The sequence below is a fragment of the Stappia albiluteola genome (genome assembly GCF_014050225.1).
Classification (GTDB): domain Bacteria; phylum Pseudomonadota; class Alphaproteobacteria; order Rhizobiales; family Stappiaceae; genus Hongsoonwoonella; species Hongsoonwoonella albiluteola.
The window spans coordinates 1-25453 of the sequence record NZ_JACFXV010000042.1 but is presented as its reverse complement, the minus strand read 5'-3'; the positions used below and the strand labels follow the sequence as shown (position 1 = coordinate 25453).

The 25453-nt window shown below is 61.9% G+C and carries 22 protein-coding genes and 1 pseudogene; 8 read left to right on the top strand and 15 right to left on the bottom strand.

Translation table 11 applies throughout. The features are described 5' to 3' along the window. Positions 1–27 precede the first annotated feature (27 nt). Complete coding sequence (locus H2509_RS04235) at positions 28–1272, top strand: class I SAM-dependent RNA methyltransferase (protein ID WP_182162634.1); 1245 nt, start codon at positions 28–30, stop codon at positions 1270–1272. A 12-nt stretch (positions 1273–1284) separates the two neighbouring features. Further along, a complete protein-coding gene (locus H2509_RS04230) occupies positions 1285–2367 on the top strand; it encodes a class I SAM-dependent methyltransferase (protein WP_182162632.1) in 1083 nt (360 codons plus the stop codon). A gap of 5 nt (positions 2368–2372) precedes the next feature. On the opposite strand, the gene H2509_RS04225 is transcribed toward H2509_RS04230, so the two are convergent. The 4 genes from H2509_RS04225 to H2509_RS04210 all read right to left on the bottom strand — a co-directional run bounded on the left by H2509_RS04225 (position 2373) and on the right by H2509_RS04210 (position 6794). Further along, positions 2373–2960 carry a hypothetical protein gene (locus tag H2509_RS04225; protein WP_182162630.1) on the bottom strand — a complete coding sequence of 196 codons (588 nt, stop codon included), beginning with the start codon at positions 2958–2960 and terminating at the stop codon, positions 2373–2375. Between the two features lie 33 nt (positions 2961–2993). Beyond that, a complete protein-coding gene (gene ribB, locus H2509_RS04220; protein ID WP_182162628.1) occupies positions 2994–4313 on the bottom strand; it encodes a 3,4-dihydroxy-2-butanone-4-phosphate synthase in 1320 nt (439 codons plus the stop codon). A gap of 77 nt (positions 4314–4390) precedes the next feature. After that, positions 4391–5479: a chorismate synthase gene (gene aroC / locus H2509_RS04215; protein WP_182162626.1), complete on the bottom strand. Its 1089-nt coding sequence runs from the start codon at positions 5477–5479 to the stop codon at positions 4391–4393. Positions 5480–5576: 97 nt separating this feature from the next. Further along, positions 5577–6794, bottom strand: coding sequence for a DUF3095 domain-containing protein (locus H2509_RS04210; RefSeq protein ID WP_182162624.1), 1218 nt, complete (start codon positions 6792–6794; stop codon positions 5577–5579). 299 nt (positions 6795–7093) lie between these two features. Between H2509_RS04210 and H2509_RS04205 the strand changes: the two genes are divergently transcribed. After that, positions 7094–7348, top strand: a complete 255-nt coding sequence (locus H2509_RS04205; RefSeq protein ID WP_182162622.1) for a DUF1344 domain-containing protein — start codon at positions 7094–7096, stop codon at positions 7346–7348. A gap of 72 nt (positions 7349–7420) precedes the next feature. On the opposite strand, the gene H2509_RS04200 is transcribed toward H2509_RS04205, so the two are convergent. Further along, entirely contained in the window at positions 7421–8317 is an 897-nt protein-coding gene (locus H2509_RS04200; RefSeq protein ID WP_328804975.1) for a D-alanyl-D-alanine carboxypeptidase family protein, read from the bottom strand. 291 nt (positions 8318–8608) lie between these two features. Between H2509_RS04200 and galE the strand changes: the two genes are divergently transcribed. Further along, positions 8609–9595 (top strand): UDP-glucose 4-epimerase GalE, encoded by a 987-nt coding sequence (galE, locus tag H2509_RS04195; RefSeq protein ID WP_182162618.1) that lies wholly within the window; start codon positions 8609–8611, stop codon positions 9593–9595. Positions 9596–9639: 44 nt separating this feature from the next. Here the strand turns inward: galE and H2509_RS04190 are convergent, their stop codons facing one another. The 3 genes from H2509_RS04190 to H2509_RS04180 all read right to left on the bottom strand — a co-directional run bounded on the left by H2509_RS04190 (position 9640) and on the right by H2509_RS04180 (position 13821). Further along, on the bottom strand, positions 9640–10803 hold the full coding sequence (locus H2509_RS04190; protein WP_182162616.1) for an AGE family epimerase/isomerase: 1164 nt from the start codon (positions 10801–10803) through the stop codon (positions 9640–9642). A gap of 12 nt (positions 10804–10815) precedes the next feature. Next, positions 10816–12315 (bottom strand): phosphomannomutase/phosphoglucomutase, encoded by a 1500-nt coding sequence (locus H2509_RS04185; RefSeq protein WP_182162614.1) that lies wholly within the window; start codon positions 12313–12315, stop codon positions 10816–10818. A gap of 72 nt (positions 12316–12387) precedes the next feature. Next, positions 12388–13821 (bottom strand): mannose-1-phosphate guanylyltransferase/mannose-6-phosphate isomerase, encoded by a 1434-nt coding sequence (locus H2509_RS04180; RefSeq protein ID WP_182162612.1) that lies wholly within the window; start codon positions 13819–13821, stop codon positions 12388–12390. Between the two features lie 473 nt (positions 13822–14294). On the opposite strand from H2509_RS04180, the gene H2509_RS04175 reads away from it, so the two are divergent. The 4 genes from H2509_RS04175 to H2509_RS04160 are packed head-to-tail and all read left to right on the top strand — an operon-like array spanning position 14295 to position 18183. Beyond that, complete coding sequence (locus tag H2509_RS04175; RefSeq protein WP_182162610.1) at positions 14295–15095, top strand: ABC transporter permease; 801 nt, start codon at positions 14295–14297, stop codon at positions 15093–15095. Continuing rightward, positions 15092–15748, top strand: a complete 657-nt coding sequence (locus H2509_RS04170) for an ABC transporter ATP-binding protein (RefSeq protein WP_182162608.1) — start codon at positions 15092–15094, stop codon at positions 15746–15748. Before H2509_RS04175 ends, H2509_RS04170 begins: the two co-directional genes overlap by 4 nt. Positions 15749–15762: 14 nt before the next feature. Next, positions 15763–17124 carry an RkpR, polysaccharide export protein gene (locus H2509_RS04165; RefSeq protein ID WP_182162606.1) on the top strand — a complete coding sequence of 454 codons (1362 nt, stop codon included), beginning with the start codon at positions 15763–15765 and terminating at the stop codon, positions 17122–17124. Between the two features lie 48 nt (positions 17125–17172). Beyond that, a complete protein-coding gene (locus H2509_RS04160; RefSeq protein ID WP_235974680.1) occupies positions 17173–18183 on the top strand; it encodes a capsular polysaccharide export protein, LipB/KpsS family in 1011 nt (336 codons plus the stop codon). 475 nt (positions 18184–18658) lie between these two features. On the opposite strand, the gene H2509_RS04155 is transcribed toward H2509_RS04160, so the two are convergent. The 7 genes and pseudogenes from H2509_RS04155 to H2509_RS04125 all read right to left on the bottom strand — a co-directional run. After that, on the bottom strand, positions 18659–19183 hold the full coding sequence (locus tag H2509_RS04155) for a DUF4376 domain-containing protein (protein ID WP_182162576.1): 525 nt from the start codon (positions 19181–19183) through the stop codon (positions 18659–18661). Continuing rightward, positions 19183–20298: a hypothetical protein gene (locus tag H2509_RS04150; RefSeq protein ID WP_182162578.1), complete on the bottom strand. Its 1116-nt coding sequence runs from the start codon at positions 20296–20298 to the stop codon at positions 19183–19185. Before H2509_RS04150 ends, H2509_RS04155 begins: the two co-directional genes overlap by 1 nt. Further along, on the bottom strand, positions 20291–23608 hold the full coding sequence (locus tag H2509_RS04145) for a phage tail protein (RefSeq protein WP_182162580.1): 3318 nt from the start codon (positions 23606–23608) through the stop codon (positions 20291–20293). Before H2509_RS04145 ends, H2509_RS04150 begins: the two co-directional genes overlap by 8 nt. Then, positions 23578–24009, bottom strand: a complete 432-nt coding sequence (locus H2509_RS04140; RefSeq protein ID WP_182162582.1) for a C40 family peptidase — start codon at positions 24007–24009, stop codon at positions 23578–23580. The genes H2509_RS04145 and H2509_RS04140 overlap by 31 nt, the downstream gene beginning before the upstream one ends. Before the next feature lie 10 nt (positions 24010–24019). After that, positions 24020–24538, bottom strand: coding sequence for a DUF1833 family protein (locus H2509_RS04135; RefSeq protein WP_182162584.1), 519 nt, complete (start codon positions 24536–24538; stop codon positions 24020–24022). Between the two features lie 4 nt (positions 24539–24542). Further along, on the bottom strand, positions 24543–24902 hold the full coding sequence (locus H2509_RS04130) for a hypothetical protein (RefSeq protein WP_182162586.1): 360 nt from the start codon (positions 24900–24902) through the stop codon (positions 24543–24545). Beyond that, a pseudogene (locus tag H2509_RS04125) lies at positions 24899–25453 on the bottom strand (hypothetical protein); the annotation flags it as partial. The pseudogene H2509_RS04125 and the gene H2509_RS04130, both read right to left, overlap by 4 nt.

The following is a 25453-nucleotide window of genomic DNA, read 5'->3' as shown; positions in this document are numbered from 1 at the left end:
GAGCGCCACGCCTGTACCGCCTCAATCATGTCGACCAAATCCACATACGAGATAGACTCTCTCGCACACAAGGGCGACGGCGTCGCCAGGACTGCGAAGGGCCCGCTGTTCATCCCCTTCACACTGCCCGGCGAGACTGTCGTTGCTGAGCCGAAAGGCTCCCATGCCGCGCCGATAGAAATCACAGCCCCCTCGCCTGTCCGTATCGATCCGGTCTGCCGGCATTTCGGCACCTGCGGCGGCTGTGCGCTCCAGCACATGGCGGGCGAGGCCTATCTGGCCTGGAAGCGCGAGCAGGTTATTGCCGCCTTGCGGGACCGGGGCATCGAGGCGGAGGTCGGCGACACGATCGATGCGGCCGGCGCCGGTCGCAGGCGCGCGGTGCTCACCGCCTTGCGCGCCGGTCACAAGACATTGCTGGGCTTTCACGAAAGGCAGAGCCACCGGCTGGTCGATCTTGCCGAATGCCCTGTGCTGGTTCAGGAAATCACCGACGCCCTGCCCGTGCTTCGCAAACTGGCCGCGCCGCTTCTGCCGAGACGCGGCGAGTTGCGCGTCACCGTCACCGCCACGCAAAACGGCCTCGACCTTGCCTTCGAGCGGAAGGAGGCGATGCCGGTGAAGCTCGTCCCCGAACTCGTCTCGTCGGCAATGGAGGCGGGTTTCGCGAGGCTTTCGGTCAATGGCGAAGTTCTGGTCGAGGCGCGCCCGCCGCATCTGTCGATCGACGGCGTGCCGGTCACCCCGCCGCCCGCCGGCTTCATTCAGGCGACGGCCGCCGCGGAACAGGAACTCTCCAGTCTGGTCTGCGAAGGTATAGGCACGGCGACCAAGGTTGCCGATCTCTTTGCCGGTATCGGCACCTTCACCTTCCCGCTGGCGCGGCAGGCCAACGTGCATGCGGTCGAGACCGACAAGGCGGCGCTGGCCGCGCTCGATGGCGGTTTGCGCAGGGCGCAAGGACGCAAGTCCATCACCCATGAGCGGCGCGACCTGTTCCGCAATCCGTATGTCGCCTCCGAGCTCGACGATTTCGGCCGCGGCTACCAGGCCGTCGTCTTCGATCCTCCGCGCGCGGGAGCGGAAGCCCAGGCCCGCGAAATCGCCCGCTCGAAGGTGGAGCGCGTCGTCGCCGTTTCCTGCAACCCGGCAACGCTTGCCCGTGACCTGCGGATCCTGCTCGACGGCGGCTACAAACTGGAAAAGATCGTGCCTGTGGACCAGTTCCGCTTCTCGCCCCATATCGAGGTGGTTGCCATAATGACGCGGTAAGGAGGAACCCACATGGCGCCATCGCCGGTTGCGACGCTTGCCACCCGCGCCCGTTTCATCGCCCGCCAGGGCGCGCGGGTCGCCTGGTTCGCCGCGCATGGCGAGGCGCTGAAACGGCTCAACCGGCGCCTGAAAGCGAAGCTGCCGGAAAACCCGCGTCCCTTCGTTCCTCCATCGAAGCCCGTTCCTTCCCAGTCCGAACTGCTGGCCGGGATCGCAGCTCTCTTTCGTCGCGATCTCGCCAATGTGGAGGCTGGCATTTACCCGCTGCCCCGGGGCGAATTCGGTTCGCCCGGCAACTTCCTGAGCTTGAGCCGCCACTTCTTCGAAGACGCGCCGAAGGTCGCCAGACGGCGCGCAGAAGGCTCCCATCAGGAAGTCTATCGGGAGACGAAAGCGGAAAAGGACAGCCTGCCGCGCTACTACCGCCAGAACTTCCATTTCCAGACCGACGGCTGGCTGTCAGATGAAAGCGCCCGCCTCTACGATTTTCAGGTCGAGGTGCTGTTCACCGGCGCGACGGCAGCCATGCGCCGCCAGGGCCTCCTGCCTCTCGCCGAGATCCTGCGCCAACGCGACCAGCGAAAGGTGGCCTATGCGGACATTGCGTGCGGCACCGGCGGCCTTCTGGCGCCGGCACTCGCGGCCTTTCCGCGCCTCAAGGGCGTCGGCGTCGATCTGTCGGAAGCCTACATGAACGAAGCTCGAAGCCGGCTTCGCCCCTCGGAAGAACGGCGTGCGACCTTCATCTCCGCTCCGGCCGAAGCCTTGCCTTTCGGCGACGAAAGCCTCGACATCCTCTCGACCGTCTATCTCTTTCACGAATTGCCGCCCGAGGTCAGGCGACAGGTCGCGGCGGAATTCTCTCGCGCCCTGAAGCCCGGTGGGCGGCTGATCTTCATCGATAGTCTGCAGACGGGAGAACGGCCGGCTTTCGACGGTCTGCTCGAAGTCTTTCCACAGCTCTTCCACGAGCCCTATTTCGCGTCCTATCTGTCTGACGATCTGGACGGGATATTCGCGGCTACCGGCTTGCGCCTTGCCTCTTTCGACACGGCATTTCTTTCGCGCATCGCCGTCTATGAGAAGGTGTGAGGCACCTATCTCGCGTGCAGCGGCAGGAAATCCCGCACCCGCTCCAGGATCTCGTGCGGGTCGCCGTCGAGCGGGTGCAGTTCGACCTCCAGGCCATCGCCGCCGGGCCAGCGCCTGACCTTCCAGGAACGGGTCATCAGCATCCGCACGGACGGCCGTTCAAGCCGTTTCGCGAGGGAATCCTCCAGCGAACCGTTCAGCGTGACGCGAAGCGCGGCAAGGCGGATGTTGCGCACGGAGGTCTGGAAAAGATCCACTTGGGCAATCGATTGCCAGTAAATGAAGCCGATACCCTCGACGAACAGCCCCTCGGCATTGGCGCCGAGTTGCGGCGTCCTCGTCTCGACCATCGGATAGAAGCGATAGGCGCAAAAACCGGCCGGCAGGACGCCCAGCAATATCAGCCCGGAACCGTGGAGAACGGCGGCTACAACGCACAGCAGGCCAGCGACCAGCGCGCCATAGACGAGCGCCTCGCCGGCTCCCTTCCGATAGCCGATGGCGAAGGGGCGCGGAGTGCGGCCGGCGAGCCCGCCCGCAACCTCCTGATCATCTCTCGCAGGCAGACTGCGCCGCCTCGATGCTCCAGCCATGGTTCAATTCCCCGGCTGGCGGAGTAATTTCCATCAGCCTTCGAGGATATCTGTCCCCTCGATCACGATACCGAACCCTTCCAGTCCGACATAGTGCCTTTGGCGCGAGGACAGCAGCTGAATGGAATTGACGCCGAGATCCTTGAGAATCTGCGCGCCAAGGCCGACTTCGCGCCACTGCTCCTCGCGGGCCTGTGCGGATCCGTGCTTCTCGAGTTCCGCCGCCTCGATGTCGGCGCGCGACCGGCGCGCCTGGCGTGCGACGCCGACCGAGCCCTCACGCAGATAGACGATCACGCCACGGCCGCGCTCGGCAAAACCGCGCATCACATCGTCGAGCTGACGGCGCTCGCCGAAAATATCGTCCAGCACCGATTCAAGCTGCAGGCGCACCGGCACGTTGCGGCCGTCGAGAATGTCGCCGAAGACCACCGCCACATGATGCATCGGATCGTAGGGCGTTGCGTAGGTGATGGCATAGGCCGGTCCGGCGATCGTATCGATCGGCTGCTCGCTCACCCGCTCCACAAGCCGCTCGGTCCGCTGCCGCCAGGCGATCAGGTCGGCGACGGAAACCATCTTCAGCCCGTGCTCGGCGGCGAATTCCGCCACCGCCGCGCCACGCTTCACCGTGCCGTCGTCATTGACGAGTTCGCTGATGACGCCGACCTCGGGCACGCCGGCAAGCCGACACAGGTCGACTGCCGCTTCCGTATGGCCGGACCGCATGAGAACGCCGCCATCCTTCGCGATCAGCGGGAAGATATGGCCGGGGCGGGCGAAATCCGTTGCGCCCGCGTTCGGGTTGGCGAGGCCATGCACTGTTGCTGTCCGTTCCTCCGCCGAGATACCGGTGGTCAGGCCATGACGGTAGTCGACGGAGATCGTGAAAGCGGTCGACAACGGCGCATCATTGTCGGCCACCATCGGGTCCAGCCGCAGGCGGCGCGCCGTATCGCGCGTCATCGGCGTGCAGACGATGCCGGAGGTGTGGCGGATGATGAAGGCCATCTGCTCCGGCGTGATCTTGGAGGCGGCGACGATCAGATCGCCCTCATTCTCGCGGTCGTCATCGTCGGTCACGACGACGATCTCGCCGCGTTCGAAAGCCCGGATGGCTTCGGCGACACGGGACTGTGACATGGCTATTTCCTTGGATGGGGCAAGTCCGAGAAGGTCGTTGGGCGTCACGGTGCCGCCCGTCGCAGCGGCGATCTTCTCCGCTGTCTCCCGCGAGACCCAGACGCGCGGGTCGTTGCATAGCGCGGTGATCGCAGCGGGTGACAACCCCGTGCGGCGGGCGAAGGCGGAACGCGATTCCTGATTGTGGACAAGCCATTGGTCGAGACGCATGCCGGCATATTAACGCCAGCCGATTTCAGTCTCAACAAAAAATCAGAAATCTTTCAGTGTCGCTGAAATCTCCTGAATCAGCCGCCCACCTGCCCCCTGTGACGCAGGTAATGATCAGCAATGGTGCAGGCAACCATGGCTTCGCCGACCGGCACCGCGCGGATACCGACGCAAGGGTCGTGGCGGCCCTTCGTCATCACGTCGACTTCCTCGCCGCCGCGCGTGATCGACTTCTTCGGCGTCAGGATCGATGAGGTCGGCTTCACCGCGAAACGTGCGACTACGGGTTCGCCGCTTGAGATGCCGCCAAGCACGCCGCCGGCGTTGTTGGACAAAAACACCGGATGACCGTTGCCGCTAAGGCGCATCTCGTCGGCATTTTCCTCACCCGTCAGCGCCGCCGCCTCGAAGCCGTTGCCAATTTCGACACCCTTGACCGCATTGATCGACATCAGGCCCGACGCGATTTCCTGGTCGAGCTTGCCGTAGATCGGCGCGCCTAGCCCGACCGGAACCCCTTCCGCCACGACCTCGATGACCGCGCCGACCGATGAGCCGGCCTTGCGGATGCCGTCCAGATAATCGGCGAAGAGGACGGCCGCTTCCTTGTCCGGGCAGAAGAAGGGGTTGTTGTTGACCTCCTCCCAGTCCCAGTTGTCGCGATTGATCCTGTGCGGACCGACCTGCACCAGCGCGCCGCGCACCAGCAGGCCCGGCACCACCTTGCGGGCGACAGCACCCGCCGCAACGCGCATCGCGGTCTCGCGCGCCGAGGAGCGCCCGCCGCCGCGATAGTCGCGAATGCCGTACTTTGCGTCATAGGTGAAATCGGCATGGCCGGGCCGATAGCGTTCCTTGATCTCGGAATAGTCCTTCGAACGCTGGTCGGTATTCTCGATGATGAGGGAGATCGGCGTACCGGTCGTCTTCTGGATACCGTCCTCGTCGACCATCACGCCGGAGACAATGCGCACCTCGTCCGCCTCGCGCCGCTGGGTCGTGAACTTCGATTGCCCGGGCTTGCGCTTGTCGAGATAGGACTGGATATCGGCTTCCGTCAGCGGGATCAGCGGCGGGCAGCCGTCCACGACGCAGCCGATCATCGGCCCGTGGCTTTCGCCCCAGGTGGTGACGCGGAAGAGATGGCCGAAAGTGTTGTGCGACATGAATACGTCCCGGGATGCGGAATTTAAGCCGCATGCATGCGGCATCTGTGCCGCACGCTTTCTAGTCTCATTTCCCGTCAATTGGAAACACCGATGGTCAGTTTGCCCGTTCCTTTGCATCGAGCAGCGCGACCCGCTCCTTGAATTCACGCGCCGCCTCCGAGAAGCCGCCGTCTCCACCGTCGACGAAATGGATATGGCGGCTCTGCTCCAGACTGAAGACGAGGCAGGTCATAAGGGCCGAGGACGCGCCATGCAGGCCATAGACCAGACGGCCCCGCCGATACTCCCCTTCCAGGTAGGCCGAGAGCACGTCGACCTGAGCCACCGTCAGATCGAGGACGAGGCGGAGGGTATCGTCGAATTTCCGGAAGTCGGTGTTCTGCTGCAATTCGCCGACATAACGCACGGGATCGAATGGACCGACGCGCCGGGCCGTGGCATAGGCATAGGCGGCGGCCGCGCATTCGAAGAGAGCTTTCGCGAAGGTCTTCAGTTGGCCGCTGCGAAAACCGACGACGCGCACCTCCCGCATGAGGCCGCTGGGCGGAAAGCGGTGGCGCAGCGTCTCCTTGCGGACAGGTTCCGCCCCGGTCTGCCGCTCTACCAGCGACGAGCCGAGGATGGCTTCGAGGCCGGCGATCAGCGCCGGCAGGTCGTAGCCTGCCGCGAGCCCGGCACTCGTCGGGCGCACCATCAGGCTGACGATCCGCCCGTTCCTTGCCGGCAGCGGCTCCCAGCGGCAGGAGAGCCCGTCGAGGGCGGCGTCGGATTCAACCTCTTCGCCAATGAGATAGGCGGCCGCTTTCGCTTCGTCTTTCAAAAGCGTATCGGCGACTTCCAGGCCGCCGCCGGCAAACATCGCCAGATGATTGCCGGGGGAAAGCTCGAACTTCCGCACCCTCAGCGCCCCGCCCGCTTCGGAAAGGTCCCCGACGGGAAACGAGGCGGCGCGCAGGGCAAGTCCCAGGACCGAACCGGCCATTCGCCGCACGCCGGCAAGGGCGGCGCTGGCCTTTTCCTTCAGCGAACCGGGTACCGCGATCATCGCCCCGTCGCCGCCAAAGACAAAGGGAAGTTCAGTCCCTTTGGAAACGTTCAGCACCGCCGCGATCGCCGCCGCCCCCACCATGTTGACGTCCTTGTAGCGGCCTGCGGCGATGGCATCGCTGGAACGCACGATATCGCATGCAAGCAGGCTCCAGCTTTCGGGCAAAGGACGGTAGGCCGCATCGTCGCCAATGCCGCTGAAATCGGAAAACACCGGCAAATCCGCATAGAATCTGCTTTCTAAGTCCGGACTATCGGAGACCATTGCGCCTTCTCCCATACCGGACATACGCTCTTTCCATCCCCGCGGTTTGGTGGCGCGCGGAACGTCCCGCCGATTTCGGGCGCAGGAAAAGCCCATTTCCCCACGCCGCAATTCCGCCCCAGCATCGTCAAACGCGTTTCGAAATCGCCTGCCACTAAATGCAGGCGATTGACGGCAGCGCCAATCCTGCCCAAATGATCGCGGCAGGTGGCCGCAGGCCGCCATCTCGATTTGGAATCGATCGTACGACTGGTGCCGACAAGCGGGATCAGCGCGATCAATCGCCCCGGAGATTTCGCATGAATTTCATCGCGCGCATGACAGCTCTCGCCCTGTCGGCCATGATCGCGACCTCGGCCATAGCCGGTGAATCGGAGGGCCATATCGTCAATATCGACAATGAAAACGCCACGATTTCATTGAGCGACGGACAGACCTACCTCATCCCCGTCGACTTCTATGTCGACGACCTGCAGCCGGGCATGAAGGTGCGGGTCGTCTTCGACGAGGAAGGCGGCCAGAAGGTGCTCGCCGATCTTCAGATCGAGGAATGAGAGCGGCCTGTCGGTCCAGTCACAACAATCGCGGGACCGGGTGACAGCATCCGGCCCCGCATTTTTATCCCGTCAGAAATATTCCTCGAAGAGCGCGGCCACCCGCCGGTCGCGTGCGCCTTCGCTCTCCCCGCCCATGACGACGACGATAAGGCTCTTGCCGCCGCGCCTCGCAGAGGCAACCAGGTTGTAGCCCGACAGCCGGATATAGCCGGTCTTGATGCCGTCGACGCCATCGACCTTGCCGAGCAGATTGTTCGTCGCCTTGTAGACGCGCCCGCCATAGCGGAATTCGCGGGCTCGGAAGAACGAGGCATATTGCGGAAAATCGCGCTTCAGCGCGCGTCCCAGCGTCGCCATGTCCCGCGCGGTCGTCACCTGCCGCACATCGGGCAGACCGGACGCATTGACGAAACGCGTGCGCGACATGCCGAGGCTTCTTGCCTTGGCCGTCATCTGCACGGCGAATGCCTCCTCCGAACCGGCAACGCGCTCGGCGATCGCCACCGCAAGATCGTTGGCTGACCGCACGGCAATCGCCTGCGCGGCGTCGCGCACGGCAATCTTCGAGCCAGCCGGCAGACCGATCTTCGTCGGCGGACGCGACGCTGCATTGGTGGAGATCGCGAGTTCGCTGCCAAGCGACAACCTGCCTGCACGCACCTCCTCGAACAGGAGATACAGCGTCATCATCTTGGTGAGCGAAGCCGGGTAGCGCGGCGCATCCGCCGCTTCCTCGAACAGCACGGCGCCGCTCGACGCATCGATGACGATGGCCGCATCCGCACGCGCCTCCGCGCGGTGCGGCACGGCCTGGAGCGGCACCGCTTCTACCGCTGCAACCGCCGTTGCAACAGAAACTCCGCCCGTGGCCGCTTTCGATTGGGGCGAAACCGACTGGCAGGCGGCAAGGAGAGCGGAAAGGGCAAGGGCGGCGACGAGGCCGCGAAGCGGACTGGGAAAATACACGAAACGCCTCACAAGAAATCCCGGCTTCGCATTTACCCTATACGCAAGAGGAGTTGATGTCCGGTCAAGATCGAACAAAAGATTTGCGCGCCGCTTTGCGTGACATATCCGCCAATGCGGAAAACCGACAGCGGCGCGCTTGGGCTGTGCGACCCAAGGCGTCCGTGGTGGCTCCATGGCCATGTTCGTGGGCATGGCGCGGAAGGTGGCAAATACCCAATTTCGCAAGCTTGCTTGGACACACCAGAATCTGATCAATAGCGGTCAATACTTGCTTCAAGGGAATTTCACATGACCGTCCTCGTCACCGGCGGTGCCGGCTATATCGGCAGCCACATGGTCTGGGCCCTGCATGACGCGGGCGAGGCAGTCGTGGTCATCGACAATCTTTCCACCGGCTTCGATTGGGCGCTGCCGGGCGATGTGCCGCTGGTGCGCGGCGACATCGGCGACGAAGCGCTCGTGGCCCGCGTTCTTTCCGAACACGGCGTCGACGCGGTCATCCATTTCGCCGGCTCCATCATCGTACCGGAATCCGTCGCCAACCCGCTGAAATATTACAAAAACAACACTGCCAACTCGCGCAGCCTGATCGCCGCCTGCGCGGCCAAGGGCGTCGACAAGTTCATCTTCTCCTCGACTGCCGCCGTCTATGGCGATCCCGAGATCATCCCCGTTCCGGAAGACGCACCCCTGAAGCCCGTCTCGCCCTATGGCACTTCGAAGCTGATGACGGAGATGATGCTGGCCGACGTCGCGGCCGCCCATGATTTCCGTTACACGGCACTGCGCTACTTCAACGTCGCGGGCGCCGATCCCAGGGGCCGCACCGGCCAGTCCACCGCCGGCGCCACCCATCTCATCAAGGTCGCGGCCGAAGCCGCCCTTGGCAAACGCGCCCATCTTTCCGTCTACGGCACCGACTATCCGACCGAAGACGGCACCGCCATCCGCGACTACATCCATGTCGCCGACCTCGTGGGCGCCCACGCGCTCGCCCTTGAGCGCCTGCGACAGGGCGGCGACAGCGCCGTGATGAATTGCGGCTACGGCCACGGCTATTCCGTCTTCGAGGTCATCGAGGCCGTCCGCAAGGTTTCCGGGCGCCCCTTCGAGACCCGCATGGAGGCACGCCGACCCGGCGACAGCGTCCGGATCGTCGCCGACGCCAGCCGGCTGCGCGCCGAACTCGGCTGGCAGCCGCGCCACGACGACCTGACCGAGATCGTGACCCATGCGCTGGCATGGGAGGAGAAGTTGGCCAAGCGCAATTCCTGAACGCGGCAAGGCCAGAGCAGAGCGGGGCAAGCCGAAGGCCGCGCTTACCGGCAAAGCTCCAGGACTGCGCAGACGATGTGATAGAGCGAGCTTGCCGGAGCCGGTTCGTCGATGAACCTGTCCTCGACCGTCAGCTTGTCACGCCAGAGCCCCGGCCTGTCCTCGTCGAAAAACCGTTCCAGCGCGGCTACCGCCTGCACCGCGGAGGCGAGATAATATTCACGCTCCTGCGCGGCGGATATCCGTGCCAGTATAAGTGCTGCCTTAATCCATTCCGTCTGGCCCCAAAGCCGCGCCACCGGATCGCGTACCGAGAAGTCATCGGCAAGCTGCATCACCGCGACACCCCGCCGCCGGTCGATGCCGTACTGCCCGCCGATCTCGAAAAGCCGGCGCGCTGCCGAAAGCGCCTTGCCGTTCCCGCGCGACACTCCCCAGCGGGTCAGCAGCCAGGCCCATTCAAACTGGTGTCCAGGCTCGACAATCCTGCCGCTGGCATCCGCCATTGGACGGAAGTCACCGTCGAAAAACTCGCGCAGATAGCCGCCGTCGCGGTCGATGAAGCAGGTCAGCGCCAGCCCGGCGATCTCGTCTGACAGCGCTGCCCAAGGGCCGGCAGGCTCAAGTTCCTCCCAGGCAAGTGCCGCTTCGAAGAGATGCATATGCGGGTTCGAGCGCAAAGGCAGACGGCGCGGATGCGCTTCCTCAAAGCCTGCGAGCGGATGGCCCAGATCCGACCTCAGCCGGGAAAGCATCGCGCCAGAGCGGCTGGAAAATTCAGTCTTTCGTTCCGGGAAGGCCGTTGCCGCTTCTGCCAGGGCGAACAACGCGAAGGCCTGATCATAGAGATCGATACCGGCATCAACGACCGTTCCGTCCAGATCGCAGGCAGCGACCATCAAACCGGCTTCACTCGTAAAATCCGTTAGATATCGGTCGAGGCCGACTTCAGCGGCGCGGCGCCAGTCGTCCCGCCCCCCAAGTTCGGCTCCGGCGAGGAAGGAATAGACCTGGCGCGGCGGTACGCGGGCTCGCGTCGGCCTGCGCACCGGCTCACCCGTATGGATGTCGAGTGCTTCGAAATAGCGCCCGCTTGCCGCGTCCTGACCGGCGTCAAGCCAGAGTGGCAGTGCGGCTTCGAGCAGCCAGCGGCGGAGGCGTTCCCCCGCTTGCTTCAAAGCCGCTGCGTTGGCCGGCTCGCCTTCCATCAGGATCAAACCTCAGATCGTCTGATTGTAGGCGCCGACTTCCGGATTCTCGCGCAGCACCGTATCCACCGCCTTGAACATCTCGTGCAGCCTGGCTTCGGAAACCGGGCTTTCGACCACCACGACCAGTTCCGGCTTATTGGAGGAAGCGCGCACCAGGCCCCAGGTGCCATCCTCGGACACGACCCGGACACCATTTACCGTGATCAGGTCGCTGATCGGCTGGCCCGCGACCGTCTCGCCCTTTTCCCTCATTGCCTTGAACCGGTCGATCACGCGGTCGATCACCTCGTATTTGATCTCGTCGTCACAATGCGGAGACATGGTCGGCGAGCCCCATGTGCGCGGCAGCGCCCGGCGCAGATCAGCCATGGTGCGGTCCGGGTTGCGGTCGAGCATGTCGAGAATGGCGATTGCCGACACGAGGCCATCGTCATAGCCGCGCCCGATCGGCGTGTTGAAGAAATAGTGGCCGGACTTCTCGAAACCGACGATGGCGCCAAGCTCGTTGACCCGCCGCTTCATGTAGGAGTGGCCGGTCTTCCAGTACTCGGTCTTCGCGCCGTTTTCCCTCAACACCGGATCCATGGCGAAGATGCCGGTCGACTTGACGTCCACCACGAAGGTGCAGCCGGGATGCAGCGCCGAGATGTCGCGCGCCAGCATCACGCCCACCTTGTCGGCGAAGATCTCCTCGCCCTCATTGTCGACGACGCCGCAACGGTCGCCGTCGCCATCGAAGCCGAGCCCCACTTCCGCCTTCGTTTCCAGCACCTTGTCGCGAAGGGCGTGCAGCATCTTCAGGTCTTCGGGATTGGGGTTGTAGCGTGGGAAGGTATGGTCGAGCTCGCAGTCGAGCGGGATCACCTCCGCCCCCAGAGCTTCGAGCACGCGCGGCGCGAAGGCGCCTGCCGTTCCGTTGCCGCAGGCCGCCACGACCTTGATCGGCCGCTTCAGCTTCGGCCGGTCCGTCAGGTCCTTGATATAGCTTTCGGGGAAATTCTCGACAAAGCGGTATTCGCCGCCGACGCGCAGCTTGAAGGCGGCGCCGAGCACGATGTCCTTCAGCCGACCCATTTCGTCCGGCCCGAAAGTCAGCGGCCGGTCGATGCCCATCTTCACGCCGGTCCAGCCGTTATCGTTATGCGACGCCGTGACCATGGCAACCGCCGGCACGTCAAGCGCGAATTGCGCGAAATAGGCCATTGGCGACAGTGCGAGGCCGATGTCGTGCACACGGATGCCAGCCGCCATCAGGCCGGAAACGAGTGCCATCTTGATGGACGCCGAATAGCCGCGGAAATCGTGACCCACAACGATATCGGGCCGGACCTCGCGCTCGTGCATCAACGTGCCGATACCAAGCCCAAGGGCCTGAATACCCATCAGGTTGATTTCCTTCTCGAAAAGCCAGCGCGCATCGTATTCGCGAAAGCCCGTCGGCTTCACCAGCGGGCGCGATTCATAAGCGTAGGTATTCGGAGAAAGCTTCGGTTCGGGCTTGGGAAACATGGATGATCCTGCGGTCGAATGAATTTGCGGCAGATATGGACGAAGGAGCTTGGCGAGATTGCGGCGCCCCGCTCAGCTCTGGCCGGGCTTATCGACATCGTCCCCGTCATGCCGGACGATGTCTTCCTCGGAGATATGGGCGCCCGATTGCACCTCGATCAGGCGGGCCGGGATGCGGCCGGGATTGGCAAGGCGATGTTTTGCACCGATCGGCACATAGGCGGACCGGTTCTCGGTGAGAAGCTGGGTCTTGCCTTCTATCTCGACCTCGACCGTGCCCGAGACCACGACCCAGTGCTCCGCCCGGTGGACATGGCTTTGCCTGGACAGGCTCTTGCCGGGTTTGATCTCGATTTCCTGTACCTGGTAGCGCTCGGCGGCGGCGATTTCCTCGCGCCAGCCCCAGGGGCGATAGACGCGGCGATGCCGCCGCGTCTCACGGCGCTCGTCCGCCTCCAGCGCCTCCACCACCACCTTCACGTCCTGTGCCTTGTCCTTGGCCGCAACCAGAACCGCATCCTTGGTGGAGACCACCATGACGCCGTCCAACCCGACCACGGCGACAAGCGCATCGTCGGTCACGATCAGATTGTTCGTGGCCCCGACGAACATGCCTTCGCCCAGCACGCTGTTGCCGGCCCCGTCCTTTTCCAGGCTGTCCCAGACCGCCGACCAGGCACCGAGATCGCTCCATCCCGGGTCCATCGGGACGCAGGCGACGTTGTCCGCCCGCTCCATGATCGCGTAGTCGATGGAAATCTTCTCGATCGCCGAGAAGGCCTGCGGGTCGAGCCGGAGAAAGTCGAGATCCGCCCGCCCCTTGTCGAGCGCCTCGCGCGCCTTCTTCAGCACTTCCGGAGCGTGTCGTTCGAAGGCTTCGATCATCGCTTTTGCCGAGAACAGGAAGATGCCTGCATTCCACACATAGTGGCCATCGGCAAGGAAAGCGCTGGCGCGCTCCAGATCCGGCTTTTCGACGAATTCCGCCACGTTTCGCACGGAGCCGTTCGCCTCGCCGCCTTCCCTTTCCAGCCGGATATAGCCGTAACCGGTATTCGGCTCGCTTGGCGCGATGCCGAACGTGACGATCCGTCCGTCCACGGCGGCCTTTGTCCCCGCCCTTACCGCCGCTAGGAACGCCCGTTTGTCCCCGATCAGATGATCGGACGGCGTCAGCAACACCAGGGCATCCTTGTCCTCGCGCAGCGCGAGCAGCGCCGCCACCGCGGCGGGAGCGGCTGTATTCCGCCCCTCCGGCTCCAGCACGATGGCAGACGGCCTCACCCCCATTTCCTCGGTCTGTTCGCCGATCAGGAAACGGTGAGCTTCGTTGGCAATCATGATTGGCGCCGCAAAAATCTCATCATCGAAACGGTCGATGGTCTTCTGCAACAGGCTGGCGCCATTGAAGATTTTCAGAAACTGCTTAGGGTAGATCTGCCGGGAAAGCGGCCAAAGGCGCGAACCGGCTCCTCCGGACAGAATGCAGGGAACAATCTTTTTCACACTCGCGGGCTCTCGATAGGGCTGAGGCTGTCATTCATGCCGGGCTCAATTCCACCGTTTCCAATCCCGGCAACCCGAATTCTGCTGATCGTGATCCATTCGCCTTAAGCATCGGCTAAAAGCGACATAACTGGAAGGGAGATAGAGGTCCCCGCCCTGAAAACAGCAGCAACCTAATGATTTAAAAGGCATATTCATACTATGCAACCAGACGGAGCCGCGCCGGACCAGTGTTCCGGGCGATACTTTCCACTTCAAGAGGTCGCGGAAACGGCGATTCAAACGATCATATTGACAATGGGAGACCTGCGCATCCTTATCTAGTCGACCAGCGTTTTATCTGCAATCGCGCTACTATCCTATGTTGTAACGATCAACCCTTATTGATAGCTAGGAGACTGTATTTGCGTGGTTTGCACCGGTGATTCTCCGACCGGGAAAGATATACAGACAGGACTCTCGGGATTTATATCGTGACGTCGTCGACTTTCCCCCCGCATAGCTCTGTGTTTAAGACACATATCCGTGTCGTTGCGGCATTGACCATTCGCGAGATGACGACACGTTACGGCCGGAAAATCGGCGGTTACTTCTGGGCGATCCTGGATCCGGTAGCCTTTATCGGCCTCATGTCGATTGTGTTCTCATCCGTATCGCATACCCCGCCCATCGGGCGCAGTTTCATGCTCTTTTATGCGACAGGCTATCTCAGCTTCTGGATTTACAGAACGCTCGCGGAGCAAACCAGCACGGCCGTCAAGTTCAACAAGTCCTTGCTGACTTACCCGGTCGTTACGCCTTACGACGCAGTATTGGCCCGGGCAGCCCTTCAGATTGTCACGCAATTTATTGTTTGTACGATTATTTTCGGCGGCATGGCTTTCTTTATCACGCCCTTTCCATCCATAGACTTCGCAAACCTTATGGGAGCCACCATCGTCGCCACGGGGCTGGGTTTTGGCATAGGTCTTCTCAATACTACCTTGTTCAACCTGAGCGGTCTCTATGAGCGAATCTTCACGATTGCAAACAGGCCACTATTCCTGATTTCCGGAGTGTTTTTTCTGCCGGATTCAATTCCAACTCCCTATAGGGATTACCTTCTTTGGAATCCGATCGTTCACATCATCGGTTGGTTCAGGAGAGCATTCTATCCTGCATACCGGGCAGCCTATGTCGATGAAACCTGGCTGATCAGTCTGGCCTTCGGATCGACGCTGGCTGGCCTAGTTCTGCTTAAGATATTCGGCACACGCCTGAGGGAAAGCGAATGATTCATCTCGATCGGGTCAGCAAATCCTTCAAGCACAAGGGACATCGGAAATACATCGTCGAGAATGTCTCCTTTTCCATTCCAAGAGGACGCAGCCTCGGGTTGCTTGGCCGGAACGGCGCCGGAAAATCGACGCTTTTAAGAATGATCGCGGGGATCGCCTACCCAGACAGCGGAAAGGTCATTCGACAGGCGCGCGTCTCGTGGCCTCTCGGGTTCGCGGGCAGCCTGCATGGCGCATTGACAGGCGAACAGAACGTCCGCTTCATTGCCCGCATATACAACCAACCGACGGAAGCACTGGTGGCCTATGTCGAAGAGTTTGCAGAACTCGGCCGCGCATTCAGGATGCCTGTCAGCACCTATTCGTCTGGAATGCGCGCCCGACTCGCATTCGGCGTGAGCATGAGCGTTAAATTCGACTATTACCTGATCGATGAAATCACAGCGGTCGGCGACACGAACTTCAAGAACAAATGTAAGGATGTCTTTCATAACAAGCTGGCAGACTCGGATATCATCATGGTGTCTCACTCGGTCAAGACGATCCGGGAATACTGCCAGGCGGGCGTGGTGTTGGAAAACGGGAAACTCACCTACTTCGAGAACATCGAAGAAGCTATTGCAGTCCACGAAAATAATATGAAATCCTGAGACAGGACGATACGATGAAACGGCAAGAGCGCGATATCGCAACTGCCTCAAGCAATGCAGACCCCGTCGACGCGCTGAATGTCGATGCCCCGGATTCTCTGTCGGTGCGCAAGGCAAGCACCAGAGGCAGGCGACTCGCCGTTATTTCCGGAACGGCAATAAGTACGCGCCTCAAGGACGCAGGACTCGATCCTGTTCATCTGATCCGGCAAATCGACCCGACGACTCACGGGCGCGGCAAGCTGCGGTTGCGCCACCGTTTCATCGTTCTGGGGTTCCTGCTCGGCGTGGTTCTTCCCTCACTGGCTGTATCGACGTACATGGCGTTCATCGCCGCCGACCAGTATCACAGCAAGGCGGCCTTCGCGGTTCGCAGTGTGGATGGCGGAAGTCCGGCAGATCTTCTTGGCCTCATTGCTCCGAGCGGTCGCTCAGACAATGTCTCGAACAGCTATATCATCAGCGATTACCTGCAGAACCAGGTTGTGATTGAGGATGTTTCCAAGTCGATAGACATCGACCAGATTTTCAACAGAAGCTCTGCAGACTGGTTTTTCAAGCTTGGCACGGGTCGGCCGATCGAAGACAAGCTCGAATATTGGAATAACATGGTTTCGGTGAATTACGACCCATCCTCGGGGTTGATATTCGTCGAAGCCCGCGCCTTCTCTCCAGAGGACGCGCAAGCAATCACAAATGCGATTCTCGAAAGAAGCGAGTTTCTCGTAAACAACCTCTCGGATTCTGCCCAGCGTGAATCGGTAAGGTTCGCGAAGGAAGAGGTGGCGCATGCCGAAGCAAGACTCAAGGTGTTCCGCAAGCAACTCCTGAATTTCCGCCAAACAACGCAGGAAATTAGCCCGACGGAAAATGCCCGCATTACGCTGGAGCTGATCGGAACCCTTGAACAACAACTTACGAAGAACGAAGCCGAACTCAAGACCCTGAACCAATATCTCGATCCCGAGTCGCCGCAGATACGCATTCTCAAACGGCAGATACAAAGCCTTCGTGAGCAGATCAGCGCCGAAAGGGCACGTCTTGGATATGGTTCGTCGACTTCAAATGGCGACGCTGCCCTTTCCGAGGATAAAAGGGGGGACACGATCTCCGGCCGGATAGCCAGCTACGAGGAACTGGAACTAGAGAGGGAATTTGCCGAGCGGCTCTACACCGCAGCGCTTAGCGGCCTGGAAAAGGCGCGAGCAGACGCCGACGCAAAGCAAACCTATCTCGCGGTCTTCCTGCGCCCGACCCTGTCCGAGGATGCCCAATATCCACATAGGTTATTGATCTCGCTTGCAACTTTTTTGGCCCTCTTCGGCGTATGGCTCGCCTCCGTGTTGATTTACTACAACATGCGGGATCGCTCGTGATTTTCCTGTCGAATTCCCAAAGGCTTACTAGGCTACGTCACATTGCTGATGCCGGGCGACTTCCAGACGCCCGCGCGAGCGGTCAACCGACTGCGCGCACCCGATAAATACATGGCGCCACCACCGACAGATGCTTCCCGCTTCGCCATTTCGATCGCTGATAGCGGTTTGTGGCGACAGCGAAGGCTGCTTGAAGGTTTTCTGGGCAAGAGCATCGTTCGCGATCTGCCGCTGTTACGCGCAAAAAATGCCGCGCGGCTTGGTTGGGGCCGCAAACCGAGCGGTCTACGGGCGGAGCACATAGCCGCACGCACAGGCCAGCCTGTATGGCTTCTTGAGGACGGTTTCTTGCGTTCGCGGAATCTCGGTCATATCGATCCGCCGCTTTCGATCGTAGTGGATGACCTCGGTATCTATTATGACTGCTCTCGACCGTCGCGACTCGAACGCCTGATCTGCGAGACATTGACGAAAGACGAGGAAGCCGAAGCGCGGGAACTTATCCTTGCCTGGCGGCGCGCGCGGGTCTCGAAATACAATTTTCAACCGGAATACGCCGGGTCGCTACCGGAGAAATATGTCCTGGTTGTCGATCAGACGCGCAACGACCATTCGATTCGGTACGGCGGCGCAAACGCGGCATCATTCGACCGGATGCTCAAGTCCGCACTTTCCGATTATCCGGACCATACAGTCATCGTAAAAACTCATCCGGACGTTCTTGCCGGCAAGAAGAACGGTTATTTCGATCCCGGTATACTAGCACTTTCAAACCGCATTCAGCTCCTTGCAGAGGCCGTGCATCCCGTTCGCTTGATAGAGCATTCAGACGCCGTCTACGCGGTAACGTCACAGGTCGGCTTCGAGGCACTAATATGGGGAAAGCCGGTTCGGACGTTCGGCATGCCATTTTACGCCGGATGGGGACTGACCGAGGATATAAGACCGGCGCCAATACGCAGGCAAAATTCCACACTATACCAACTGTGCATTAGTGCACTTTTGAAATACGCAGCTAAAAAACTATATTTAGAAAACATTTTTAATATTTATCTTTGACATCTAAATAAGATCGACACTTGTAATTTAGACTGAAATACATAAAATATATTTATACTAGAAACATCATACCAACGCAGCGAATACACGGCGAGCTGATTTAAAATCCACTTTTATGACGTGCATGATGGCAGGGGCTCACAGCGACGATCTTCTCTCACGAATATTGCAGGCTTAAGCGGGCGCGATGCCGGGCGACTGAGTAACAACGCGAAACCTTATGACTATGTCAGCTGACGGGACGCGAAGATGGCGCAAGTTGCCTCTCGCTTCGCCCCCCGATGTCGGGGCCGTGCTCGACCGCCATTACCTCGCCGACGCGCAACAGCTTGGCGATGCCGTGGTGGAGATGACAGAGCACAAGCAGCGAACAAATGTAGCGCGCAAAATCAAATGGCAGCGCGCGCAACATCAAATGACAACAGTTTTCCGAAGCATTTAAGGCCCTTCGAAGAGGCTTTGTCGGATGCCGCTTTTAGCGCGCTGGGCCGGCCTCCTTCGCAAACGCTTTTTCGACGTCCTGCAATGACCGGATAGCGCCGCCTTCGATTGCCGCAATGACAGACTGCTCGATGGCGAATGCCCTCCGAACGTGCTCTCTGACCGCTGTCGAGACGGCAACCATTTCGTCATTCGACAAGGTGCGGAAAACGCCGTCCGCGAACTTGAAACCATCTCCATCCACGCGAATGCCAGACAGGATTGCCAGGCGCTCGGCCATGATCTTTGCCTGGCTGTCCCGATCCGTAGATACGAGAAGCCCGTCCCAGTTCACGCCGCCGACCTCCAGGCGCCATCTCAGATCGGCCGCTGTTCTCAAGAGTTCATCGCGGGTTACTGCCGCAACCGATGGCGCGTAAAAGGCGTCTGTGATGGGATCGTAGATGTCTCCAGGCCCTGCATCGCCGGCAGGAACGACGATATGGCCTGGGATCTGGTGTCCTTTAGGAGCAATGATGACATTTATCACCACTCCGTCCTTGATGACCGCGTGTCTCATCAGCCGATAACCCTCACTCTAACCTCACCGCGAGCGCCGACCGCCTGCGCTCCACCACCTCCGCCTGGCGGATTGCCGGCCTGAAGGCCATTTCCACCCGAGCCTCCATAGACGCTCGTCCCCCCCGTGCCTTCACTACCGCCGCCATTGTGATGGCCGCCGCCGCCAGCTCCGCCAAACAAAGAAGCGCCTCCCGTGCCGCCGCCCATGGCGCCGCCCACGTTTGCCCCACCTCCGCCACCCCATATACCCACAGCAGCCGAGGCGCCCGCCCCGCCGCCAATAATCCCGCCAGCACCAGGAGTTGGGCCGCTTGTGCCGGATGTCGGCGTGCCTGAAGTACCCGCCGAAATTTGACCGCCGCCACCGCCGCCGCTCCCGCCGCCGACGCCTGAGGAATTTGTGTTTGTGGCACCGCCGCCGCCGCCATATGCAAAGACATGCGAGCCGAAGGAGGTAGTGCCTCCGACACCGCCCGGATTGCCGGGGGCACCTCCTGCGCCTACGGTCACGGCCTCATTGTCCGCGAGATCTGCGAGCTTGATGACCGCCCGATTATAGCCGCCGCCCCCGCCGCCGCCTTGCCGGTGATTTCCCGTCGCGCCGCCGCCGCCGGCGCCCCAGCATTCAACAATCGCTATTGCCTCTGAGCCGAGGCCAGTCGGCTTAACCCATGTCCCGGAGGCAGTGAACTCCTGATAGCTGATGGTTGCACCACCGCCGCCGCCGCCACTGGCTGCCACCGAAAGAATGCGGAAGTCCCCGCCGAAAAACACCACGAAATAAACGGTGTCGGCATCGAAGTCGCCGGGGCCAAGAGGATCGCCCGTCGCCTTTACCAGGTCGTAATAGGGATTGTCGGCGGTAGCCCTAAGGCGGCAGGCATCGGTGTTGCTGACGTTTGGTTGGACATAGAAGCCCATGCCCGCGACCACGTCGCCATCCAGTTCCGGATCGACCGTGATCGTGTAGTCGTTGCCGGCATTGACGATGGCTGTCGGTTTCAGGGCGACCGCGTTGAACAACAGGCCGAACTTTTCCGCCACTTCGTCCAGATAAGCCGGCCCGCCGACGGGCGGCGTAGATGCGGACGTGGGTACCTTCCTGTCAGCCATTCACGGCCTCCCATATCTGCGGAGCCTCGTCGACCAGCGTTAGCCTGGCGGTGAGGCCTTTCCCGTTTTCGATCTCGGACACGATGAGACGCTTGAACTCCTGGCCAACCACGCCGACGACAACGAGGCACCCCTCGGTAATGGCTGCGACCGAACCCGGGTCGAAAGGCCCGCCTGGCACGGCGTCATTCGGCACCGGCTCCGCAAAGGTCAGCGTGTCCGTTTCACCAGGCGCATTTGCCAAGGCATGGACGGTCGAGGTGCCGTCAGCGCGTCGGATCGCGATGCCGGTCTTGTTGCCGAGCTCAAGCAAGTCCGGCACCTCGAGAAGGTCGGCCGTGCCCAGCATGTCGGCCTCGTCCTTCACCTCTACGACTGCATCGAGAACCACGCCCAGGACGTTCTCTTCCGGGCCGTCGAGAATGACCGACTTGATGCGCGCACCGCCATGATGCCGGCGAAGAATGTCGTGATTGACAGTGACCAAGGAGCCGCGCCGGCAGACAATCGCTTCAACCGGCGCGGTAAAGCTATAAAAGGTCGAGCGGTGCTGGGCCTGGGCCAGGTCGAACGATGCGCGGCGGATGATATCCGCCTCGTCCGTCAGTCCGTCGTAAGTCACCTGCTCGGTGCGGGCGTCAGTACCGGCAGCACCTGCGCGAAACACGGTGATCTGACGCTCGGCGTCATCGTCCTCCGCCTCGCGGTAGTTGATACGAAGGCCGGCAGGCAGGCGTGAAAACGCCTTGCTCCAGCGAAACTCCCTTATATTGCGCGGTGAGAACACCTGAATTGGCGCCTCTGCGCTGCGGTCATAGTCGCGGATGACGCCCCACAGTTCCGACTGATATTTTCTTGCATAGCCACAGCTGGAGATGATCCGGAGCAGATCGTCCAGGCCGTCGCCTTCCGCGACCATGTTGCAGCTGTAGCCGTTTTCCAGGCACTTCTGCCGCCATTCGAACAGGCCGGCCATATCGACAAGCTCTTCCGGAATTGGGTCGGCGTTCAGCGAGCCGGTCATGGCGTCCAGAAAATGCGGCGCAGGATTGCTCGTGACAGTCTGGATATGCCAGCCCGCTGCGGAAGCGTCATGAAGCTCACCGCCAGCCCAAACGCTCAGGTCGCTCGCGTCGGAGGGATCGTCCCAATTCACGGCGCTTGCGGCTGGCGAACCCGCGATCTGATCAGGGGCTGCACCGGAAGGGCGAAGGTAGCCTCCGGCATCGCCACCGGCCCACGTTCCTCCTTCAAGGCTTCCGCCGAGCGTGGTACCGGCCTCGCCAACAAGAACGTCATCGATCCAGAGCCGGACGCGGCCTGGGCTGACCCTTATATCCCACCCAAGCGTGTGCACCTCGCCGTCGAACGGCAGAAGCTTGATGGGAACTTTCAGCACCACAGTGTCATCCGTGGTCGACTGCACCGCCGTGTCGCCATCTCCGGCGCGGGCCACCAGCCTCGCATTGTCGTCGATGTAGATGGCCGATCCCGTGCCCGAACCGCCATCCTCCCATACGACGGACCAGGCGCTTGGCTGTTTCGGAAGCCTTAGGCTGCATTCAAAAGCGATGTCGGCCGACTTGTCGAATGTGCCGTGTGTGATCACGGAAACCGGAGCCACGGTGCCCGGCACCGCCGCCGGCACCTGATAGCCGCCATAGTCCCGCACATAACCTGACGCCCTGACAGACAACTGGCCCACGGCCCGGTTCCTGGCGCGCACGCCGATCAAGGCCACATCGCGCCTGGCGATCGGGTATTGCTCGCGGACCGACACCAGCCGGCGCAGGGTGACACGGTCTATCAGGCCGTCGCGCGTCAGCGGCAGGCTGCCGCCGTCGTTGACGCCGAAGAAGTCGTAAATGTTCCCGTCGTAGATGTAAGTGTCCGAGGTGAAGAGCGTGTCCCGAAAGGTTGCTCCGCGAATGACCTCGATCTCATATACTCCGGCAGGCCATTCGTCGGCCGAAAGGTAGACCTCTACCAGGTCCGAGGTGACCGTGACGTTGCGCACATTCGTCGTCGCGGCCGTATCCGATCGATAGATGTCGTCGCCGGCGCCGGCCGAGAAATAGGGGTCGGCGTCGAAGTCCTCGCCCACTGGAGAAACATCCTGACCAGGCACCAGCTTGCGCGCCTCGATAAAGCCTCGATCGGTCGGCGGCGGAGGCAAGGTGCCATCAAATGCGGAGCCGAAACGGAACTTGATCTGGGCGCGCCGCGGTGCCTGGGTCGCGTCCATGTAATGAAGCTCCGGCAGGTACCGCCAGGCGGCCGCGCCGCGCCGCCGTATCCTGATGCGAAAGGGAATGCGCAGCTTGTCGCTGACATCGTCCTGCCGCAGCAACGCCGACACAACAAGGTGCAACCACGCCTGGTCGGGCGCGTCCGCTGTTGCCATCCCGTGCCAGACGGGCGTCGTGCCGCTGTAGACTGACTGGTCGATAGGATCCACGCCGTGTACGGACATTTCCTGGCTGAGATCGGCCGTCTTGCCATATCTGGTGACAAGGCCGAGACGGCTTTCGCCGGCAAGCCCCTCGCGGAGCTCGATCTGCAGGTCGCCGTCTTCTTTCTCCGGATCCCACGTCGTCTCGCCCAGGCGAATATCGGACAGCTTGTGCGGACCGGCCAGCACGTGAACGGCCTCGACATATTCGTCCTGGCCGATCAGCTCGACGATCGGCTGCATGGCAAAGGGCGGGAACAGCCGGCGCGAGCCGATGACGCGGGGCACGGCCGCATTTGGCTGCAGCACATTACCGCTCACCGAGGCCGGCTGCAGCTCTCCGCTGCCGCTCTCGCTGGACGCTTGTTCCTGGCGGCTGCCACCGCGCGTCGGAGGCGAGCTCAGTGCCGTGATGGCAAGGGAGCCGGCAATGCCCACTGCGGTCGCCAGCAGTTTCGCACCAAGAGAGCCGGCCGCGATGCCGATGGCCGGGATCCCGAGAGTGGAAATGCCGGCAGTAATTAAGGTCAGCGCAATCGCCGCCACTATCGCGAAAATGCGCTTGCCGCCTCCGCCGCCGCCACCACCGCCCTGGAGCGGCATATGAAACGTGACGTGAACCGGCACACCGTTGACGCGACCCGCTTTGGGCCGAACATAAGCCCACATGTGCCGCGGCACCGGCTCGCCGTCGACCGCCACCACGCCGCGGGCATGAAAGTCGGCAGGCAGGCATCCGGCGCGCGATACGATCTCGCTGACGGAGAGCCCTTGCGGCCATAGATCGAGCCTTGGCGAGCCGAGCTGAAAGGGCTCGCGCCAGATCGTCACGACATGGCTTTGTGGCGCCGGAAGCATGCGATCCTCTCGCGTATGGTGAAATGTGAGAGCGGTACCGCGACGGTCGCGGTCGCATATTCGACGTGCAGTACCTGGCCTGGCCGGATCAGCACCCCTACGTGGCAGGCGTTTATCCCGCCCGAACGCCGCATTACAGCGACGTCGAAGGGCCTTAGATTGTCGCTGCCCACCGGGCGCCACTCTTCGCTTCGCGCACCGGCCGAGATCGCTCGCGCCACGCTGATTAGCTGCCGCGCCGAGATCTCGCCATAGCTGGGCAGATCAATGCCCAGCTCTTGTGCGTAGACCAGCCTGACAAGGCCCCAGCAGTCCAGCCCGGCAAGATCGCGGCCGCCATCCCTGAAAGGGATACCGACATAGCGGTCGCTCCAGTGCATTTTGGCGGTGGCGATCCCCATGCCCGAGACCTCACAGATAAAGCCCCGGGAAGCCGAGCTGAGTGGCGCGCATCGCCGGCCAGGCCTCCTGGGTGTAGTCGTAGGACCGGATCGTGCCGGAGAGTTGCAGCACGTCGCCGTCAACGTCGGTAAGTGCGAGGTGCCTTGCGGCGTAAATACGCTGCACGGGAGTGGCAAGCGGCACCCTCGGGTTTTGCGTCAGGTCGAACTGGCTGGCCGCGATCACTTCGAAGTCAAGCCGTGCCCTGGTTGGAACGGACAGGATCGCATCCCCGATCCTTTCGTCGACGTTCTGGAGCGTGAGCCGCGTGGTGGGCGGGGCGTCCGTGTCGCTCAGGAGCTGGATGTCGAACATGAAGCCCTGGAAGGTATTGCCGTCGAGTACATAATCGACCGGATCCGACACCACGCGCACGTCCTCGGGGAGATTTGCGTGACGGATGGTCAGAAAGACCAGCAGCGTTTCTGCGCTCTCCTGCCGATCGAGCTCGCGGCGCGCTGACGGGTCGATATCTCGTTCGATCGTCATCGCCTCAATCCATCACGAGCGCGGTGAAGCTGACCGTCCATCCGCCCGGGGCAAAGGACGCGATCTGGTAGGGCGTCTCGCCTGTCAGCTTCACGGTCACGGGCACCTTGCGGCGCGGGTGCTCGATGGTGAAGGGCAGGACGCCGCGCGCCAGGTCGACCCGGTAGAATGCTTCGAAGGTCTCGACCTGCGCCTCCGTCATCACAAAGGCGAAGCTTGCGGTCGACAGCGTCACGGTGCTGCGGCTGCGGCCGATCGGCGGCCCGACTTCGGGTTCGAACAGCGCCGCCGCGCGCTGCGGCGCCTCCTGGTAGGAATGGGCGTCGCTTTCCTGAGGCAGCGACGCCGGCCATGCCGCAGTCATCGTCTGACCCTCCTTGGGCTGATGCCGTATCTCGCCGCGTTCGCCGCATCGAAGCCTCCCGACGCGAAGCTCTCGCGCACCCGCTCGATGACCACGTCGACGATCTCTCGCCCGTCGCCATCGGTCCTGCGCCGCTCGCGCGCTTCAGTACCGTCGGCATTGTTGATGACGTTGACCGTGACGCCGGCGCCCTGTGCGCCGCGAAGAGACGAATTCGGAAGCACCATGGCGCCGCGCGACGTGCCGATGACAGGCTCCGGCCCGCGCTCGCCGACAATGCCGAACGTGCCGGACGGGATCAGGCCGCCGGTTGCGAAGAAGCCGGAGAAAAGCTCGCCGAAGAAGTCGCCGATGCCGGACAGGAAACCGCCGCCGGAAGAGCCGCTTGAGGTTTCGCTCTTGAACATGAGCACTGCATCGAGCACGTCGTTCAGGAGCTTGTCGGTGATACGATCGAGCGCGCGCAGCGCGGTATCGGCGAGAACCTCGAAGGCGTTCTCGCCATTGCGCAATCCGCTGACGATATCCGAGACCGCCCCTCGCACGATCGC